Raw genomic sequence first — 17,320 nt, 5'->3', positions numbered from 1 at the left:
GCATGAACGGCGGCAGCAGCCGAAGGGAGGAGCAGGCGGAAGCCTGGCTCCGCCAGTTCGGCATGGAGAACGGATGGGAAGAGGAGCGCCTGGCGGCGCGGATAGAAGCAGTCCGGGCGGCGATCGGCCGCGGAGAAGCATACGAGCCCTCGGCGGAAGAGCTCGTCTGGGGAGCGCGCGTCGCCTGGCGCAACAACAGCCGCTGCATCGGGCGCCTGTTCTGGCAGACGCTCGACGTGATCGACGCGCGCGGCGTACGGACCGAGGAAGAAGCGGCGGGGGCGCTGCTGCGGCATCTGGAGACGGCCGCGAACGGCGGGCGCATCCGCTCGGTCATGACGGTGTTCCCAAGCGCGGATTCCGGCGCGGACATCCGCGTCTGGAACCACCAGCTGCTTCGCTACGCCGGCTATCCCGCCGCCGGGCCGGGAGAGCAGCGCCGCGGCGATCCGGCATCGGATGCGTTCACGGCGCTTTGCCTGGAGCTCGGCTGGCGGGGGACGGGCGGCGACTTCGACCTGCTGCCGCTCGTCGTCAGCGCGGGCGGAGGCGAGCCGCGCTGGTTCCCGATCCCGGCGCATCTGACGCCGGAGGTGGCGATCGAGCATCCCGAGCATGAGGGCATCGGGCGGCTCGGCCTGCGCTGGTACGCCGTGCCGATCATTTCCGACATGGCGCTGGAGATCGGAGGGACCGTTTATCCGGCCGCTCCGTTCAACGGCTGGTACATGGAGACGGAGATCGGCGCGCGCAACTTCGGGGATCCGGGCCGCTATGACCGGATCGCCGCCGTCGCCGACGCGCTCGGACTCGACCGCAGCAGCAACACGACGCTCTGGAAGGACCGCGCGATCGTAGAGCTCAACATTGCCGTGCTGCATTCGTTCCGCAAGGCAGGCGTCAGCATCGTCGACCATCATACGGCTGCCGACCAGTTCGTCCGCTTCCAGCGGCAGGAGGCGGAGCGCGGCCGCGAGACGAGCGCCCGCTGGTCCTGGCTGATCCCGCCGCTGTCGCCTTCGCTGACGCCGGTCTGGCATGATGCCGGGATGCGCGAGCTGGAGCTGTCGCCGCGCCTGCTGCCGCAGGACAAGCCGGCCCGGCTGGAGCGGCTGGAGCGGCAATGCCGGAGCGGCTTCGGAGCCGCGGCCGCCTCCGGAGCGGCGGGCTGCCCGGCTGGAGCGGCGCATGCCGGCGCTTCCGCGGGAGCGGGCGCGGGCGTCTCCGGGGCCGCCCGCTGTCCGTTCGGGGCGAGCAGCTGAGCGGCCTCGCTCAAAAACGGTTGACACGCTGCGCTGGAATTCGATACAATATTCCTACTGCCTAACTTGTTTATACCGGAAAATACGATACGTTCTATCGGAGGAGCCTGCCACCAGCGGGCTCTTTTTGTCATTTTCCGGGTAAAGGGGGCTATCGGCCTGTTTTTTCGGGCGCATCAGGAAATACTGGAAGGAATGCCAAGCGTCATTCCGAACGTAAGGAGGCTCTATCTTGCCATTGCTTCATGTCCTTTTGCTTCTCCCTTTCCTGCTGGCGGCCGCGCTTCCTTGGCTGAGCCGGCTCGCGCCTAGGCTGCACGCGGGCTGGATCGCCCTCGCCGGCCCGCTTCTGCTGCTCGCGGGCTTCCTTCGGCTGCGGACCGCCGGGGATGGCGCGCCGCTTTCCGCCTCCATGCCGTGGATGCCGAGCCTCGGCGTCAATCTCGAGCTTCGGCTCGACGGCCTGGCGATGCTGTTCGCCTTGCTCATCAGCGGCATCGGAGCGCTTGTCGTGCTCTATTCGATCTTTTACCTGGACCGCCGCCGCGAGGCGGTCGGCCGCTTCTACGCCTGCCTGCTGCTGTTCATGGGAGCGATGCTCGGCGTCGTGCTGTCGGATCATCTGATCGTCCTCTACGGGTTCTGGGAGCTGACGAGCGTCAGCTCGTTCCTGCTCATCGCCTTCTGGCATCGACGGCAGGCTTCGCTGGACGGCGCGCTCAAATCGCTGCTCGTGACCGGCATGGGCGGACTCGCGATGCTGGCCGGCTTCCTGCTGCTCGGCATCGCCGGGGACAGCCTGCGCGTCTCGGAGCTGATCGGCTCGGCGGAGGCGCTCGCCGCCAGCCCGCTGCTCTTGCCGGCGATGGGGCTCATCCTGCTCGGCGTATTCACCAAGTCGGCCCAGTTCCCGTTCCACATCTGGCTGCCGGACGCGATGGAAGCGCCGACGCCGGTCAGCGCCTACCTGCACTCCGCGACGATGGTCAAGGCCGGCCTCTACCTGGCCGCGCGGCTGACGCCGCTGTTCGCCGGCCAGCAGCTCTGGTACGGCTCGCTCACGGCAGTCGGCCTCGCCACGCTCGTCTACGGCAGCTTCCGCGCGATCAAGCAGACCGACCTGAAGGCGCTGCTCGCCTATTCGACGATCAGCCAGCTCGGCCTCGTGACGGCGCTGATCGGGCTCGGCTCGGTCTATCCGGCCGGCTCGGCCTCGCCTTACGCCGCTTACGGAGCGGCCGCAGCCGCGGCCGGGCTGCTGCATCTGCTCAACCATGCGGCGTTCAAGGGCGCGCTGTTCATGACGGCGGGCATCGTCGACCACGAGACCGGCACGCGCGACCTGCGGCGGCTCGGCGGCTTGATCCGGTTCATGCCCGTCACGTTCGCGGTCTCGCTCGCGGCGTCGCTGTCGATGGCCGGCGTGCCGCCGCTGGGCGGCTTCCTCAGCAAGGAGCTGTTTTTCGGCTCGGCGCTGAACGCCTATCGGGCGGGCGAGGGGAGCCTGGCCGCGCTGCTCGTGCCGGCCGTCGCCTGGACGGCCAGCGCGTTCACCTTCGTCTACAGCGGCATCTTCGCCTGGCGCACGTTCGGCGGACCGGCGCGCGAGACGCGGGAGGCCGCCGTCCATGAGCCGTCCTGGGGCTTGCTGGCGCCGCCGCTCGTGCTCGCCGCCGCGGCGCTGCTGCTCGGCCTGGCTCCGGCGCTGGTGGCGCCGGGGCTGCTGCAGCCGGCGCTGCTGTCGATGCATCCCGCAGCGCCGGACGCTTACGGCGAGCTTGCCCTATGGCATGGCGTCACGCCGGAGCTGCTGCTGACGGCCGCCGTATTCGCCGTCGGCGGCCTGCTGCTGTACGCCGCGCCGCGCTGGGCGCCGCTGCACCGGACCATCCGGCTGCCCCTGAGCTGGAACGGCATGTACGAGCGCCTGCTGCGCGGACTCGACGCCGGCTCGGAAAAGCTGACAGCCGCATACATGGACGGAGGGATGCGCCGCAGCGCCGGCTACATCTTCGTCGTGCTGGCCGCGTTCCTGGCCATCGCGGCCGCCTTGGCCGGAGACATTTCGGTCGTCCTGTCCGGCATGGCGCCGGTGACGCTGTTCGAGGGCATCGCCGTGCTCGCGCTGATCGCGGCCACGCTCGCCGTTCCGTTCGCGCAGTCGCGGATGATGGCGATCATCCTGACCGGCACGGTCGGCTATATGGTCGTGCTGTTCTTCGTCCTGTTCCGCGCGCCGGACCTGGCGCTGACGCAGATGATCGTCGAGACGGTATCCGTCACGCTGTTCCTGCTCTGCTTCTATCATCTGCCGGCGCTCAAGCGGGAGCGCGTCGCCCGCCGGACGAAGCTGGCCAGCGGCCTGATCGCCGGCGCGGCCGGCCTCGCCATGACGCTGGTCGCGCTCGGCGCGCTCTCGGACCGGAAGTTCGGCTCGATCTCCGACTTTTATCTCCGCAACAGCTATGAGCTGGCCGGAGGCAAAAATGTCGTGAACGTCATTTTGGTCGACTTCCGCGGCTTCGATACGATGCTCGAAATCGTCGTGCTCGGCATCGCCTCCTACGCGATCTATGCGATCATCCGGCTCAAATGGCCGGGCGAGGCGGAGGAGGAGGGCAGCGGCTTGCGGGAAAGCGAGTTCCGCCTCGTCTACGAGGACGCGCGCAGCAACGACGTCATCCTGCAGACGCTGGCCAAGGTCATCCTGTTCCTCATCCTGACGTTCTCGCTCTACCTGCTGTTCGCCGGACACCATCAGCCGGGCGGCGGCTTCATCGGAGCGCTCATGACCGCCTCGGCGCTCGTGCTCATGAGCATCGCGTTCGGCGTGCGCACGATCCGCAAGGCGCTGCCGGTCGACTTCCGCATCGTCAGCGCCTGCGGCATCTCGCTCGCGCTGCTGACCGGCATCGGCTCGTTCGCCTTCGGCAAGCCGTTCCTGAGCCATGCGTTCGGCTACGCGCAGCTGCCGTTTTTCGGCCAGAACGAGCTGGCGACCGCCGTGCTGTTCGATCTGGGCGTCTACTTCACCGTCGTCGGCATCACGATGACGATCATTCTGGCGATCGGGAGGGACAAATAAATGGAGCTGCTGCTCGCGCTCGCCGTCGGCGCCCTGTTCGGCGTCGGCGTCTACATGATCCTGGCCCGCAGCCTGCTGCGCGTCATCCTCGGCCTGTCGCTGCTGACGCATAGCGTCCATCTGCTGCTGCTGACGATGTCCGGCCTCAAGCGCGGAGCGGCGCCGCTGCTCGGCGAGCATGCCGAGCGCTACGTCGACCCGCTGCCGCAGGCGCTCATCCTGACGTCGATCGTCATCAGCTTCGGCGTCACGTCGCTCTACTTCGTCCTCGCCTACAAGGCGTACAAATCCATCGGCACCGACGATACCGAGCAGCTCAGGAGGGAAGCGAATGACTAATCTTGTCGTGCTGCCGCTGCTGCTGCCGCTGTGCACGGCCGTGCTGCTGCTCTTCTTCAAGGAAAAGGTGATCCTGCAGCGCCTGATCAGCGCCGCCGGCATCGCCGTGACAGCGGCGGCCAGCGCGCTCTTGCTCGCGAGGGCGGGCTCGGACGGCATGCAGACGCTGGCGATGGGCGGCTGGGCCGCGCCGTTCGGCATCGTCTTCGCCGCCGATTTTTTTGCCGCGCTGCTCGTGACCGCCGCCAGCGTCACGACCGGCTTTTGCCTCGCCTATGCGATGGGGACGGTCGGACCGGAGCGGGAAAAGTTCTATTTCTACCCGTTCCTGAATTTCCTGCTCGCCGGGGTGAACGGCTCGTTCCTGACCGGCGACCTGTTCAACCTGTTCGTCTGCTTCGAGGTGATGCTCATCTCCTCGTACGCGCTGCTCGTGCTGGGCGGCACGAAGCGGCAGCTGAAGGCGACGCTCGGCTACATGCTCGTCAATATCGTCTCCTCGACGCTGTTCGTGGCCGGCGTCGCCTACCTGTACGGGATGATCGGCACGCTCAACATGGCGCAGCTGTCGGCCCGCATCGCCGAGGCCGGCTCCGGCGGCATGCTGGACGTCCTGTCGGTGTTCTTCCTGATCGTGTTCTCGCTCAAAGCCGGCCTGTTCCTGTTCTTCTGGCTGCCGGAGGCGTACGAGGCGCCGCCGGCGGCCGTTTCCGCGCTGTTCGCCGCGCTGCTCACCAAGGTCGGGCTGTACGCGCTCATCCGCACGTTCACGCTCATCTTCCCCGCCGGGCACGGATTCGCCGCGCAGGAGTGGATCGCCTGGATGGCCGGAGCGACGATGCTGCTCGGAGCGGCCGGAGCGCTCGCGAGCAAGGACGTCATGCGCATCCTGAACTACAACATCGTCATCAGCGTCGGCTTCCTCGCCTTCGGGCTGGCGGTCTCCGGCGAAAAATCGCTGCAGGGCGCCGTCTTTTACCTGATCCACGACATGGCCGTCAAGGCGCTGCTGTTCCTGCTCGCCGGGATGATGATCCGCGCGGCCGGCAGCGGCCGCCTGGACGAGATGGGGGGACTGATCGGGCGGCTGCCGCTCGTCGGCTGGATGTTCCTCGTCGCCTCGCTCGCTGCGGCCGGCATTCCGCCGCTCAGCGGCTTCGGCGGCAAGCTGCTGCTCGTGCAAGGCGGCTTGGAGGCCGGCTCGCATCTGCTCGCCGGCATCTCGCTGGCGACGAGCCTCGTCGTCCTGTATGCGCTCGTGCGGCTGTTCATGCGTGCTTTCTGGGGAGAAGCGCCGGCGTCGTTGCCGATTCCGGCGGAGGAGGCCCGCGTTTCGAGGGCTCATACCGCTTGCGCCGCGGCGCTCTGCCTGCTCGTCGTGCTCATGGGCCTTGGCTCGGAGTGGATGGTCCAGGCATCCGCGGAGGCGGCGCGCACGCTCGTCTCGCCGTCCGACTATATCGACGCCGTGTGGAAGGAGTGAGCCCGAATGGCTTCCCAGTTTCTCATCAACCTGCTGATCGCGTTCCTCTGGATGTTTCTCTATGACGATCTCAGCTTTACCCGCTTCGCGGCCGGCTTCGGGCTCGGGCTCTTGTTCATCGGCCTGCTCAACCGCTTCCTCAAGCGGGACTTCTACCTGCGCAAGGTGAAGGCCGTGCTCGTCCTGCTCCTCATCTTCATCCGCGAGCTGTTCCTGTCCAGCTTCACGGTCATCTATCAGATCCTGAAGCCGAAGCTGACGATCCGGCCCGGCATCGTGGCGATGGAGACGCGGCTCAAGAGCGACGGGGAGCTGACGCTGCTCGCCTGCCTCATCTGCCTCACGCCCGGCACGCTGACGCTCGACGTGGCGGACGACCATCGGACGCTGTACATCCACGCGATGGATATCGGCGACGCCGAGCAGCTGCGTCAGCAGATCCGCTCGACGTTCGAGCGGGCGATCATGGAGGTGACGCGCTGATGGTCGATCTGCTGCTGCAAGCGTCGCTTGTCCTGCTCATGCTTTCGATCGCGGGCTGCATGTACCGGCTGCTCAAAGGCCCTTCCGTATCCGACCGGATCGCCGCGCTCGATACGATCGGCATCCTGCTGCTGTCGATGATCGCCGTATTTGGCATGCTGCAGGGAACGACCGTCTACTTCGACATCATCCTCGTCATCGGCATCGTCAGCTTCATCGGCACGACCGCCTTCGCGCGCTATATCGAGAGAGGGGCGGTGATGGAGGATGAATGAGGCGCTCGCGATCGGCTCGGCCGTCATCGTCCTGTTCGGCTCCGTGCTCAGCCTGTTCAGCGCCTTCGGCCTGATCCGGCTGCCGGACGTCTACCTGCGCTCCCATGCGGCGACCAAAAGCGCTACGCTCGGCGTGCTGTTCATCCTGACCGGCGCTTTCCTTTATTACACGTTCGTCCACGACGTCGTCAGCGTCAAGCTGCTGCTCGGCATCGTCTTCGTCTTCCTGACCGGCCCGGTGGCCGGGCATCTCAATGCCCGCGCCGCTTACCGGACCGGCGTCCGCCTGTGGGAGCGGAGCACGCGCGACGATCTCAAGGAGGCGCTGCAGCAGGAACGGGCGCAGGCCAAGAAGCAAGCGGAAATACGGGATAAGCTGCGCTGAGCCGCTGCCCGCCGATCCGGAATTTCTCCTGGAAAATGGAAAAAAGAGAAGAAACCACTGTCCTTTCCAGAATATTGTGGTAAAATATGCCTATTCATGCAGAAAGCCTGAAGGTCTTATTTCTTTTCGGAATGGAGAAGCTGAATCGGCATGCTGGCCTTGTGCGGACGCGTTGGAATCTTATTGCTGCTGTATGTGCTGTTTTTTCTAGGGCCGTTCGGAATTTATTCGCTCGGCATGGCTCTATTCCTCGGCTTCGCCCGGCTGTCGCTGTCGCTGCTCGAAGAGCGGCCGCGATGGACGCTTCCGTATCGCCGCCGCAAAAGCCGGCGGAAGTCCGAGGCCGGCCGTCGCGAGACGGGCAAGCCGACTTCTTCGTTCAGGCGCTGAGTGGACGGACGTCAAAAAAAGGGCTTTCGCCGCGACCGTGGATCGGTCCGGCGAAAGCCCTTTTTCAAGCGGAATCGGTCACCCTCGGCACGCTCTAGCGTCGGCTGGACTACATCGCCTCGGAGGCGGACAGATCCTCGCGGATCAGGTCCGCCGTCAGCTGGCCGCTCAGCGTCACCATCGGCACGCCGCCGCCGGGATGCGTGGAGCCGCCGACGAAGTAGAGGCCGCCGAGCAGCGGGCTGCGGCTCGGAATCTTGAAGCCGCCGTTCAGCTTGCGGTCGGTGACGACGCCGTAGATGGAGCCGCCGTTCGCTCCGTACAGCTGCTGCAGATCGTCCGGAATGAACTGCTCCTCGTACTCGATATGCCCGCGGAGCCCGTCGGCGCCCATCCGCTCGAGCTTGTCCAGCACGAGCTCGCGGTAGCGGGAGCGATGGGCTTCCCAGCTCTCGCCCTCGCGCAGCGGCGGCACATGCGTCAGCACGAACCAGTTCTCGCAGCCTTCCGGCGCCTGCGACGGGTCGGTCTTGGACGAGATGCCGACGTAGACGGTCGGGTCGTCGGTCGGAATCTTGCCGACGAACATGTCGTGGAACTCGCGCTCCGGATCGCGGGAGAAGAAGAAGTTGTGATGCTTGAACGCCTCGTAGCTGCGGTTCACGCCGAGCAGCAGCACATGCCCGGATACGGCCGGCTCATACTTGGCGAGCTTCTCCGCCTGGCGATCGGCGCCCGGCACGTCCCGCAGCAGCGAGCGATGGGCCGGGATCGCCTCCAGGTTGCAGACGACGGCATCGGCGCGCAGCTCCTCGCCGCTCGCCAGACGCACGCCGACGGCCCGGCCGCCGGCTTCGAGGATGTCCGCCGCCTCGGCTCCCGTGCGCACCTGGGCGCCCAGCTCCTCGAGCAGCCGCAGCTCGGCGCGGGCGATCTCGTACATCCCGCCTTCGACGAAGTAGATGCCGAGCCCCATCTGCACGTACGTCAGCTGCGAGAGGACGGCCGGCGCGGCGTACGGGGAGGAGCCGACATACATCGTGAAGAAATTGAAGATCTGGCGCAGCTGCGGATGCTTCAGATGCTGGGCGGTCAGCTGCGCGGTCGTCTTCATCGGATCCATCGCGAGCAGCTCCTTGAGCGTATGCTGCTGGCGCAGGTCCGGCAGGCCGGACAGCGAGCGGCTGTAAAAGCTTTTCAGGCTCAGATCGTACTGCTTGCGGCTGTAGTCCAAATAGCCGAGGAAGCGCTCGCGGTCGTCCGGCGACAGCTCTCCGATCGCCTCCAGCATCTGCGGCAGGTCGCCGACGAGATCGAGCGTCGCGCCGTCCTCGTACAGGCCGCGCCACTGCGGCTCGACGCGCTTCAGCTTGACATAGTCATGCAGGTCGCGGCCGGCGGAGCGGAACAGCTGCTCCAGCGTCCAGGGCATCGTCAGAATCGACGGACCGGTGTCGAACCGGTAGCCTTTGCCGGAACGGATGTTCAGCTTGCCTCCGGCGCGCTCGTTCTTTTCGAGCACGGTGACCTGGTGGCCGTCCGCGCTCAGGCGGATCGCAGCCGACAGGCCGGCCAGGCCGCCTCCGACGACGATGATCGTTTTGCTCAACTCTAGTTCCTCCTCTAGTCCATGCGGTTTTGACGGGCGATGGATCGTCCATACTAGCTTAGGACCGGGCAAATCTCCCGATTTCCTCTTTTACCCATTGTGGGCGCTTTTCGCTCCGCGAATACGCGGCGGGGGCAAAAAATCAAGCATCGTACGAAACGGGGAGGGACTGGCATGGATGCAGGATGGTGGCTGACCTTGGGGCTGCTGGCGCTGGGCAGGCTGCTGCTGGCCGAGCGGCGGCTGACGGCGGCAAAGCTCGGGAGCGAGCTCGAGCCGGCGGCAGCGAATGAATCTTTCCGCGAGGCTGGCTCGTCTGCGGACAAGGAGGCAGCGCAGGCCGGGCGCTGGAGCGTCGTCATTCCGGCGCGCGACGAGGCTCGCAATCTCGAGGCGCTGCTGCCGCTGCTGCTCGGCCAGACGGTTCAAGCGGACATCGTCGTCGTCGACGACGGATCGACGGACGAAACCGCCGCCGCCGCGGCCAAGCATGCGGGCGTGCGCGTCGTTCCGGCCGGCAGCCTGCCTGCAGGCTGGCGGGGCAAAAACTGGGCGTGCAGCCGGGGCGCAGCCGCCTCCGCAAGCGGCCGGATCGTCTTTTTGGACGCGGACGCCCGTCCGGGGCCGGACTTTCTCGAGGCGCTGTCCGCCGCCTGCCCGGCCGGCACCGTCGTCACCGTGCAGCCCTGGCATCGCGCGGACAGCCTCCGCGAGCAGCTGTCGGCGATGCTGAATGCCGCTGTCATCGCCGGCTCGGGACGGTTCGCCGCCTGGCGGCGCGTCGGCGGCTCCCGGCCGGGCTCGTTCGGGCCTTGCCTCGCCTGCTGGCGCGACGATTACGAGGCGGCAGGCGGCCACGAGGCGGTCAAGGGGGAGATTCTCGACCACGACCGCCTGGCCGCCCGCTTCGCCGCCTGCAGCAGGCGGAGCTTGGCGCTGCTGGGCGGAGAGCGGCTGGCCTTCCGCATGTATGCGGGCGGCTGGAGCGAGATGACGGCGGGCTGGAGCAAAAGCATCGCGCTCGGAGCCGGCGGCACGCCGGCGGCGGCGCTGCTGCTCATGATCGGCTGGGTCAGCGGGCTGTCCGGCGCCGCCGCGGCATGGCTCGAGCAGCTGACCGCGGCAGCGGCGGCGCTCGCGCAGGGCGGCCTTCCAGCCGCCGGGGCGCTGTCCGCCGCCGCGCTGCTCTACGCGCTCGCCGTCCTCAGCGCGCGGCGGGCCTGGAAGCACGCGGGCTCTTTCGGCTGGCTGGCCGCTCTGCTGTACCCGCTGCCGCTGCTCTATTTTTTCGCCGTGTTCGCGCTGTCCTTCTATCGCGCCTTCGTTCGCCGCCGCGTGAGCTGGAAAGGGAGGGATCTCGATGTCGCATGAGCTCGGTCCGGCGGCCGTCATCCTGCTTGATGCCGCCGTCTGGCTGCTCCTGCATGGAGCCGCCGTCGCCGCCGCGATCCGCATTCCCTGGGAGCGCTTCGCCGCCGACGGGCCGGTGACCCGCCTGCGCGGCTTCGAGGCCGGCGGCCGCTGGTACGAGCGGCGGCTGCTCGTCCAGCGCTGGAAGGACCGGCTGCCGGATGGAGGCGGGTGGGTGAAGGCGGGCTTTCCGAAGCGGCGCCTGCGCTCGGGCAGCCGCGAGTATCTCGAGCGCTTCGCGGCGGAGACGCGTCGGGGAGAGCTGACCCACTGGGCGATGCTGCTGCCGCTGCCGCTTTTTGCGTTGTGGAATAACGCGATCGGCATGATTATCATGACGATATATGCGCTTATCGCGAACATTCCCTGCATTCTCGTCCAGCGCTACAATCGCGCGCCTGCTGAAAGTCATGTCGCGGCCAAGCCGAGTATGCTATTCTAGGAAAGTGATATCCGGCCATCTGGAAGAATAGGGTAGAGGGAGCTGTCTTGCGGGAATGGAATTTGACGTGCAGTACATAAGCTTTTTTGTCATCCAGACGGATGGGGAAGGAACGGATTCCGGCAAGCGGTTCCGTCACTTCCAGACGATGGACGGCGAGGACTACGAGGACAGCCCGCTCAAGGATTTCCTGAGCGGCGAGTTCGCGCGCATCGTGAAGCGCAAGGCGGAGCGGCATCCGCCCTCCGAGTCCGTCCCGACCAAGATCGGACGGTTCCGGGTCGAGCCCGGCTATGAGCTGGACAGCAATCCCGATTACAACCTGCTGCAGCGGCTTCGCACGGCCGATACGGCGGAGCGGTTCCACGGCATCGCGGACGAGCTGGTGCGGATCTACATGGACACCTCGGCGGTGCGGGGCGGAGCGCTCATCGCCGTGCAGGCGACGCTGAGCAAGCTGTTCGACACGCCGTTCCTGTTCGTGCTCAAGTGCGACTTCGAGTCCAAGATCGCCCGCATCGCCGACGAGCGCAGCCTCGTCGCGAACGTCGAGATGGCGATCAGCGCGCGCACGATCAAGTCGATCCAGTACCCGCACATGCCGGAGGAGGGCATGCTCGAGCCGTGGGAGGTCAAGATCCACCAGGCGTCGCATGCCCGCTACTTCGAGGACTTCCTCAAGTTCGTCAGCTACGAGCGTCCGCTGCCGGAGGTGATGGGCGAGCGGGTGCTGGACATGGTGCAGCAGTACATGGAGGACAAGTGGCGCGACGACGCGAGCCCGCTGCGCAAGGAAGAGGAGGAGGCCGTCGAGATCTGGGCCGCCTCCGAGAAGCGGGAGCTGCTCGAGCGCTGGACGCCGGAGCAGGTGTACGAGGCTTCCGCCCTGCTCGTCGAGCAGAAGGAGGATCTCGGGCTCAGCTTCAAGCTCGGCGGCGTGCAGGTCAAAGGCCTGCTCACCGACTTCGGCCGCTCGCTTCATTTCGCTTGCCACAACGGCAAATACGTCGCTGTCATCGAGGGCGACGCGTTCCAGTTCGAGCGGGGACTGTCGCCGGTCGAGCTGCTGCATCCGCCGGAGCTCGCGCAGGTGATGGAGGTCATCGGGACGTCCGAGCCGGAGGCCGAGGCGGCCGCCGCTTCGGATCTCGCGCCGGAGGATGATGGGGACGTGCCGTGGTAAGGCGTCCTTCCGACGTCTATTTCTCATGAACCGATAAAGTCGAAATCAGCATGCAGGGACAGGAGTGGAGCGAGTGGATTACATCAAGGCGGTCGTCCTCGGCATCATCGAGGGCTTGACGGAATTTTTGCCGGTCTCGTCGACCGGCCATATGATTTTGGCAGGCGATCTGATGAACTTTACGGGCGACAAGGCCGGCACGTTCGAGGTCGTCGTGCAGCTTGGCGCCGTGCTGGCCGTATTTGTCCTTTATTTCAAGCGGTTCATCAGCTTCCTGAAGTTCGACTTCTCCAAAGGCTCGGGCCTCAACGCGCTGCATATCGTGCTCGGCATGATTCCGGCCGGCGTCCTGGGCGTCGTGCTGCACGGCTTCATCAAGGAGCATCTGTTCGGACCGACGACGGTGCTGCTCGCGCTGATCGCGGGCGGCCTGCTCATGATCGCCGCCGAGCAGTATCAGAAGCGGCATGTGCCGTCGGCGGAGACGGTCGACGACATCACCTACAAGCAGGCGTTCGGCATCGGCGTCTTCCAGATCCTCGCGCTCTGGTCCGGCTTCTCGCGCTCGGGCTCGACGATTTCCGGCGGCATCTTCATGGGCACGAGCCAAAAGGCGGCGGCCGACTTCACGTTCATCCTGTCGGTGCCGATGATGTTCGGCGCGACAGGAGTCGACCTGTACAAGAGCCGCGACCTGCTCGTCCGGGAAGATTACGGCCTGCTGCTCGTCGGCCTCGTCGTATCGTTCATCGTCGGGCTGATCGCCGTCGTCACCTTCATCAACCTGATCAAAAAGCTCAAGCTCAGCTGGTTCGCGTACTACCGCTTCGTCTTGGCGGCCTTATTCTTCCTTTTTGTGATGTAGACTCAACATCCAGCGCTTACGGGTACAAGCCGGCGTCCATGCGGACGCCGGCTTTTTCATGTCTTGGGATAAGCTGGATGGAGCCCGCGCACATTAAGGCAGAGCAAACCGTCAAAGGAGAGTGTGCGAATGGAGGAGCTGTTGAAGCGGCTGCTGACCCCCTCGATGTGGGGATTCGCCGTCACGGCCGCCGTCGTGCCCTGGGCGCTGTCCGCGCTCGCCCGGAAGCTGGAGCCGGCGAGGAAGAAGGATTGGAAGCGGTGAGCGGGAGCGGCGTGGGGCGGGCGGAGAAAGCTTGGGATGGGGACGGCATCGTGGGCGAGCTCCGAGAGGAGCTGCTCGATCGGCTGGAGACCCGCGCCGACATGGCGCGGCGCGAGATCAGCTTCGGGCGGACGGCTCACGCGCTGATGCTTTATATACCGGGCATGGTCCAGGAGAGCAAGCTGGAGGCGATCCGGACGGAGATGGCCGCGTTCCCTGCGCCGGAACATCCGGAGGACGGAGAAGCGGCTGCGGAGCGGCTCAAGCTGCGACTGCAGGCCTCGGGAGCCGAGCGCTGGACGGGAGGGCTGGAGGAGCTGCTGAAGGAGGTCCAAGAAGGGAGCACGGCGCTGCTCGCGGAAGGATTGCCCGACGCGCTGCTGGTCGATACCCGGCATATCGAGGCGCGGAGCTTGGAAGAGCCGATCTCCGAGGCGGTGCTGCGCGGACCGCGGATCGGCTTTTGCGAGTCGCTCGAGAAAAATGCCGCGCTGCTCCGTTCGTACGGCTCCGTGCCCGATCTGGCGATGGAGCGCCTCGAAGTCGGCAGCGCCGTGCGCAAGCCGCTGCTCATCGTCTACATGCGGGACGTAGTCCAGGCCGGCCTGATCGAAGAGATGAAGCTGCGGATCCGCGGCTTGGAGGGGGACGACTTTCCGGAGTCCGGGTATATCGAGCAGATGATCGAGGACAACTCCTACAGCCCGTTCCAGCAACTGCAAAATACCGAGCGGCCGGACCGGGTGATGTCGGGCCTGCTGGAGGGGAGGGCGGCGATCCTGCTGGAGGGGACGCCGTTCGCCCTGATCGCGCCGTTCACGCTGCCGATGATCATCCAGTCGCCGGAGGATTATTACGAGCGCTGGCTGCCCGGCTCGCTGATCCGCATGCTGCGCTTCTTCTCCGCCCTGATCGCGATGTTCACCCCCGCTCTTTATATCGCCTTCACCTCGTTCCATCCGGGACTCATCCCGACCAAGCTGGCCCTGACCGTGGTCGGAGCCCGGCAGGGCGTGCCGTTCCCTTCGCTGATCGAAGCGCTGATCATGGAGGTGTCGCTGGAAATTCTGCGCGAGGCGGGGCTGCGACTGCCCAAGCCGATCGGACCGGCGATGGGCATCGTCGGGGGCCTCATCATCGGGGAGGCCGCCGTTCAAGCGGGCATCATCAGTCCGATCCTGGTCATCGTCGTGGCGATTACGGCCATCTCGTCGTTCGTGATTCCCGTCTACAGCGCCGGCATCTCCATCCGGATGCTGCGCTTCGGAGCGATGTTCAGCGCCGCCGTTTACGGCTTGTACGGAGTCGTGCTGTTTTTCCTGCTGCTGCTGTCCCATCTGTCCCGCCTCAAGAGCTTCGGCACGCCGTTCCTGCGTCCGCTCGGATCGTACCGCGCCCACGACTTCAAGGACATGCTCGTCCGCTTCCCGCTGCCTGCCATGCTGGAGCGGCGGCGGTTCCTGGCGGCGGACCGGCGCGACCCGGCCAAGCCGTCGGAATAAAAAAGAGAGGAGACGGCCTATGAACGCCGACAAGCTGACGAACACGCAGATCTCCATCCTCATCGTCAATTACATGCTGGCTACGGCCATACTCGTGCTCCCCCGCATGCTGGTGGACAAGGCGGGCACGCCGGACGTATGGCTCAGCCTTATGCTCGCGGGCGTCATTTCCGCCGCCGGGGGCTGGCTCGCCAGCCGGCTCAGCCTGAGCTTTCCCGGAGAGACCATTTTCCAATACGGTCGCAAGCTGATCGGCAAAGGGCTCGGAGCCGCTTTCGGAACGAGCCTCGTGCTTTATTTCCTCGTCATCTGCGGTCTGGAGGCGAGATCGCTGGAGGAAATCACGACGAAATACTTGCTGGAAGGAACGCCTTCCTGGGCCGTCACGCTGCCTTTCCTCTGGCTGGGGGCTTATCTCGTCCTCGGAGGCATCCAAGCGATCGTCCAGGCGAGCGACCTCATCTTTCCGCTGACCGGATTCATCCTGCTCGTCGTGCTGCTGCTCAGCCTGCGCGTCGTCGAGTTCAGCCATCTGCTCCCCGTGCTCGGCCAGGGCCTGCCGCCGGTGCTGCGGTCGATGAAGACAGCCGCATTCGCCTACAGCGGTCCGGAGCTCATGCTGCTGCTCGTCGCCTACATGAAGCGGCCCCGCTCGGCCGGCAAGGCGTATGCCGCGGCCATCGCCATCTGCATGGCGTTCTACGTCGTCACGACGGTCATCGTCATCGGAGCGTTCTCCATCGACGGAGTTACGCTGCGGACATGGCCGACGATCGATCTGATCCGCAGCTTCGAAATTCCGGGCCTGATCTTCGAGCGGTACGAATCGCTCATTCTGGCGATTTGGATCATGAAGTTCTTCTCGACCTTCGTGCTCGCGCTGTTCGCCTCGTCCCTCGGCATCTCGCAGCTGTTCCGCGTTCCGTTCCGCACGGCTGTTTTCGCGCAGCTTCCGTTCATCTATATCGTCCAGGAGCTCCCGAAGACGATCGAGGATGTCTTCCGCGTCTGGGACTATCTTTCGATGGCCGGAGCCGCGCTGTCCGTCGGCGTTCCGGCTCTGCTGCTCGTTCTGCAGCGATGGAAGAAGGGAGCCGCCCATGGCCGCGTCTAGCTTTCCACGGCGCATGCTGGCGGCGAGCCAGATCGCGCTGCTGCTGCTGACGGGCGGCTGCTGGAGCAACAAGGAGATCGAGACGCAGAGCCTGGAGATCGCCGTGGCGGTGGACGTGCCCGAGCCGGCGGCAAGCGAGAGGGAGCTCCAGCGCAAAAGCCCCGGCGTCGACCGCACGGACCGCATCACGTCGACGTACCAGCTCATCCTCCCGAGCTTGATCGGCGATATCGGCGGATCGACCAGCGACGAGACATCGTCCAGCCCGTTCAAAAACATGACGCAGACGGGCGACTCGCTGCTGGAGAACGTCAGGCAGCTGTCGCTGCGCACGAATGCGGCCCCGCTGGGCCATCATCTCAAGGTGATCGTCATCGGAGACCGCCTGGCAAGAAAGCATGACCTGATGACCTTCCTCGACTTCTTCTTCCGCGACAACGACATTCGGCTCAGTCCGCTCGTCCTAATCTGCAAAGGCAAGGCTTCCGATACGCTGGAGCCTTTGTACAAAGGCGATATTCCCGGATTCCAGATTCCCGAGACGGTGCGCAACCAATACCGCAACAACAAAATCCTCGAGCCGATCCGCATGTACAATCTGATGAGCCGGCTCCATGCCAAGACGAGCTTTCTGCTCCAAAATGTCGTCAAGACGAAGGAGGAGCTGGTCTACTCGGGCGCGGCGGTCATCCAGGGGACGAGCGGCAGGCTGATCGGCTTCCTTACGGAAAAGGACATGGAAACGGTGTTCTGGATCAAAGGCGGCGGACGCAAGGGAGGCTTGCTCAAGCTGGACGATCCGGAGCTGGGCGCTCCGCTGGATATGGAGATCAATTCTGTCCGCAGCCGGATCGTGCCTTCGATGGCCGACGGGCGATTCGCCTTCCGGATCGAGCTGGAGGCGGAAGGCGATCTGATGGAATCGTGGAGCTACAAGGATGCGGGCAGAGGCGGCGTGTCGGAAGCGTTTTATGCGGAGGTCGAAAAGAAGCTGGAACGGAAGCTGAAGGGCAATGCCGATCTTCTCATCCAAAAGCTGCAGAAGACGTACGGCGCCGATGCGATCGGACTGTACGAGTCGGTGCGGGTGCGGATGCCGAAGACGTGGAGCCGCATCCATGCCGACTGGGACCGCCATTTCGCGGAGGCGGACATCACCGTATCGGTCAGTATCGCCTTGAAAGGCCATGGCGCGACCGAGCTCACTTGAGGCAAAAAAAGCATCCGTT

The 17,320-nt window shown here is 65.5% G+C and carries 17 protein-coding genes; 16 read left to right on the top strand and 1 reads right to left on the bottom strand.

Annotation, left to right across the window (positions count from 1 at the left end):
• The first annotated feature begins 2 nt into the window (after nucleotides 1-2).
• The 8 genes from GE073_RS13875 to GE073_RS13840 all read left to right on the top strand — a co-directional run bounded on the left by GE073_RS13875 (nucleotide 3) and on the right by GE073_RS13840 (nucleotide 7,702).
• The gene (locus tag GE073_RS13875; protein WP_084136532.1) at nucleotides 3-1,262 is read left to right on the top strand and encodes a nitric oxide synthase oxygenase; all 1,260 of its coding nucleotides are present in this window, start codon (nucleotides 3-5) and stop codon (nucleotides 1,260-1,262) included.
• 232 nt (nucleotides 1,263-1,494) lie between these two features.
• Entirely contained in the window at nucleotides 1,495-4,347 is a 2,853-nt protein-coding gene (gene mbhE, locus GE073_RS13870; RefSeq protein ID WP_028597334.1) for a hydrogen gas-evolving membrane-bound hydrogenase subunit E, read from the top strand.
• Nucleotides 4,348-4,686, top strand: coding sequence for a Na(+)/H(+) antiporter subunit C (locus GE073_RS13865; protein ID WP_028597333.1), 339 nt, complete (start codon nucleotides 4,348-4,350; stop codon nucleotides 4,684-4,686).
• A complete protein-coding gene (locus tag GE073_RS13860; protein ID WP_028597332.1) occupies nucleotides 4,679-6,169 on the top strand; it encodes a Na+/H+ antiporter subunit D in 1,491 nt (496 codons plus the stop codon). Before GE073_RS13865 ends, GE073_RS13860 begins: the two co-directional genes overlap by 8 nt.
• A 6-nt stretch (nucleotides 6,170-6,175) precedes the next feature.
• Entirely contained in the window at nucleotides 6,176-6,652 is a 477-nt protein-coding gene (locus tag GE073_RS13855) for a Na+/H+ antiporter subunit E (protein WP_028597331.1), read from the top strand.
• Entirely contained in the window at nucleotides 6,652-6,927 is a 276-nt protein-coding gene (locus GE073_RS13850) for a Na(+)/H(+) antiporter subunit F1 (RefSeq protein WP_028597330.1), read from the top strand. The genes GE073_RS13855 and GE073_RS13850 overlap by 1 nt, the downstream gene beginning before the upstream one ends.
• A complete protein-coding gene (gene mnhG / locus GE073_RS13845; RefSeq protein ID WP_028597329.1) occupies nucleotides 6,920-7,312 on the top strand; it encodes a monovalent cation/H(+) antiporter subunit G in 393 nt (130 codons plus the stop codon). Before GE073_RS13850 ends, mnhG begins: the two co-directional genes overlap by 8 nt.
• 150 nt (nucleotides 7,313-7,462) lie before the next feature.
• Nucleotides 7,463-7,702 (top strand): hypothetical protein, encoded by a 240-nt coding sequence (locus tag GE073_RS13840; RefSeq protein ID WP_028597328.1) that lies wholly within the window; start codon nucleotides 7,463-7,465, stop codon nucleotides 7,700-7,702.
• Nucleotides 7,703-7,811: 109 nt separating this feature from the next.
• On the opposite strand, the gene GE073_RS13835 is transcribed toward GE073_RS13840, so the two are convergent.
• A complete protein-coding gene (locus tag GE073_RS13835; RefSeq protein ID WP_153783704.1) occupies nucleotides 7,812-9,311 on the bottom strand; it encodes a phytoene desaturase family protein in 1,500 nt (499 codons plus the stop codon).
• A gap of 174 nt (nucleotides 9,312-9,485) precedes the next feature.
• Here GE073_RS13835 and GE073_RS13830 point away from each other — a divergent pair, with 174 nt between their 5' ends.
• The 8 genes from GE073_RS13830 (at nucleotide 9,486) to GE073_RS13800 (ending at nucleotide 17,301) form a co-directional block, all read left to right on the top strand.
• Nucleotides 9,486-10,682: a glycosyltransferase family 2 protein gene (locus tag GE073_RS13830; RefSeq protein WP_153783703.1), complete on the top strand. Its 1,197-nt coding sequence runs from the start codon at nucleotides 9,486-9,488 to the stop codon at nucleotides 10,680-10,682.
• Nucleotides 10,672-11,163, top strand: coding sequence for a glycosyl-4,4'-diaponeurosporenoate acyltransferase CrtO family protein (locus tag GE073_RS13825; RefSeq protein ID WP_153783702.1), 492 nt, complete (start codon nucleotides 10,672-10,674; stop codon nucleotides 11,161-11,163). Before GE073_RS13830 ends, GE073_RS13825 begins: the two co-directional genes overlap by 11 nt.
• 55 nt (nucleotides 11,164-11,218) lie before the next feature.
• Nucleotides 11,219-12,346: a DUF3900 domain-containing protein gene (locus tag GE073_RS13820; RefSeq protein WP_153783701.1), complete on the top strand. Its 1,128-nt coding sequence runs from the start codon at nucleotides 11,219-11,221 to the stop codon at nucleotides 12,344-12,346.
• Between the two features lie 73 nt (nucleotides 12,347-12,419).
• Nucleotides 12,420-13,211: an undecaprenyl-diphosphate phosphatase gene (locus GE073_RS13815; protein WP_043110844.1), complete on the top strand. Its 792-nt coding sequence runs from the start codon at nucleotides 12,420-12,422 to the stop codon at nucleotides 13,209-13,211.
• Nucleotides 13,212-13,340: 129 nt separating this feature from the next.
• Nucleotides 13,341-13,475: a hypothetical protein gene (locus tag GE073_RS25820; RefSeq protein WP_255309697.1), complete on the top strand. Its 135-nt coding sequence runs from the start codon at nucleotides 13,341-13,343 to the stop codon at nucleotides 13,473-13,475.
• Nucleotides 13,476-13,525: 50 nt separating this feature from the next.
• Nucleotides 13,526-14,977 (top strand): spore germination protein, encoded by a 1,452-nt coding sequence (locus GE073_RS13810; RefSeq protein ID WP_228551523.1) that lies wholly within the window; start codon nucleotides 13,526-13,528, stop codon nucleotides 14,975-14,977.
• A 19-nt stretch (nucleotides 14,978-14,996) separates the two neighbouring features.
• Nucleotides 14,997-16,091 carry a GerAB/ArcD/ProY family transporter gene (locus tag GE073_RS13805; protein WP_028597323.1) on the top strand — a complete coding sequence of 365 codons (1,095 nt, stop codon included), beginning with the start codon at nucleotides 14,997-14,999 and terminating at the stop codon, nucleotides 16,089-16,091.
• Entirely contained in the window at nucleotides 16,078-17,301 is a 1,224-nt protein-coding gene (locus GE073_RS13800; RefSeq protein ID WP_164820142.1) for a Ger(x)C family spore germination protein, read from the top strand. The genes GE073_RS13805 and GE073_RS13800 overlap by 14 nt, the downstream gene beginning before the upstream one ends.
• Nucleotides 17,302-17,320 lie beyond the last annotated feature (19 nt).

This window comes from Paenibacillus sp. B01, from assembly GCF_009649995.1.
GTDB classification, from domain to species: domain Bacteria; phylum Bacillota; class Bacilli; order Paenibacillales; family Paenibacillaceae; genus Paenibacillus_O; species Paenibacillus_O pasadenensis.
This window is presented reverse-complemented; position numbering and strand designations above follow the sequence as displayed.

Excerpts from the sequence above, each read along its gene's own strand:
- GE073_RS13825 (WP_153783702.1), top strand. The coding sequence starts at position 10,672 with ATGTCGCATGAGCTCGGTCCGGCGGCCGTCATCCTGCTTGATGCCGCC.
- GE073_RS13850 (WP_028597330.1), top strand. The coding sequence starts at position 6,652 with ATGGTCGATCTGCTGCTGCAAGCGTCGCTTGTCCTGCTCATGCTTTCG.
- GE073_RS13865 (WP_028597333.1), top strand. The coding sequence starts at position 4,348 with ATGGAGCTGCTGCTCGCGCTCGCCGTCGGCGCCCTGTTCGGCGTCGGC.
- GE073_RS13860 (WP_028597332.1), top strand. The coding sequence starts at position 4,679 with ATGACTAATCTTGTCGTGCTGCCGCTGCTGCTGCCGCTGTGCACGGCC.
- GE073_RS25820 (WP_255309697.1), top strand. The coding sequence starts at position 13,341 with ATGGAGGAGCTGTTGAAGCGGCTGCTGACCCCCTCGATGTGGGGATTC.
- GE073_RS13875 (WP_084136532.1), top strand. The coding sequence starts at position 3 with ATGAACGGCGGCAGCAGCCGAAGGGAGGAGCAGGCGGAAGCCTGGCTC.
- GE073_RS13830 (WP_153783703.1), top strand. The coding sequence starts at position 9,486 with ATGGATGCAGGATGGTGGCTGACCTTGGGGCTGCTGGCGCTGGGCAGG.
- GE073_RS13805 (WP_028597323.1), top strand. The coding sequence starts at position 14,997 with ATGAACGCCGACAAGCTGACGAACACGCAGATCTCCATCCTCATCGTC.
- GE073_RS13840 (WP_028597328.1), top strand. The coding sequence starts at position 7,463 with ATGCTGGCCTTGTGCGGACGCGTTGGAATCTTATTGCTGCTGTATGTG.
- GE073_RS13800 (WP_164820142.1), top strand. The coding sequence starts at position 16,078 with ATGGCCGCGTCTAGCTTTCCACGGCGCATGCTGGCGGCGAGCCAGATC.
- mnhG (WP_028597329.1), top strand. The coding sequence starts at position 6,920 with ATGAATGAGGCGCTCGCGATCGGCTCGGCCGTCATCGTCCTGTTCGGC.
- GE073_RS13820 (WP_153783701.1), top strand. The coding sequence starts at position 11,219 with ATGGAATTTGACGTGCAGTACATAAGCTTTTTTGTCATCCAGACGGAT.
- GE073_RS13855 (WP_028597331.1), top strand. The coding sequence starts at position 6,176 with ATGGCTTCCCAGTTTCTCATCAACCTGCTGATCGCGTTCCTCTGGATG.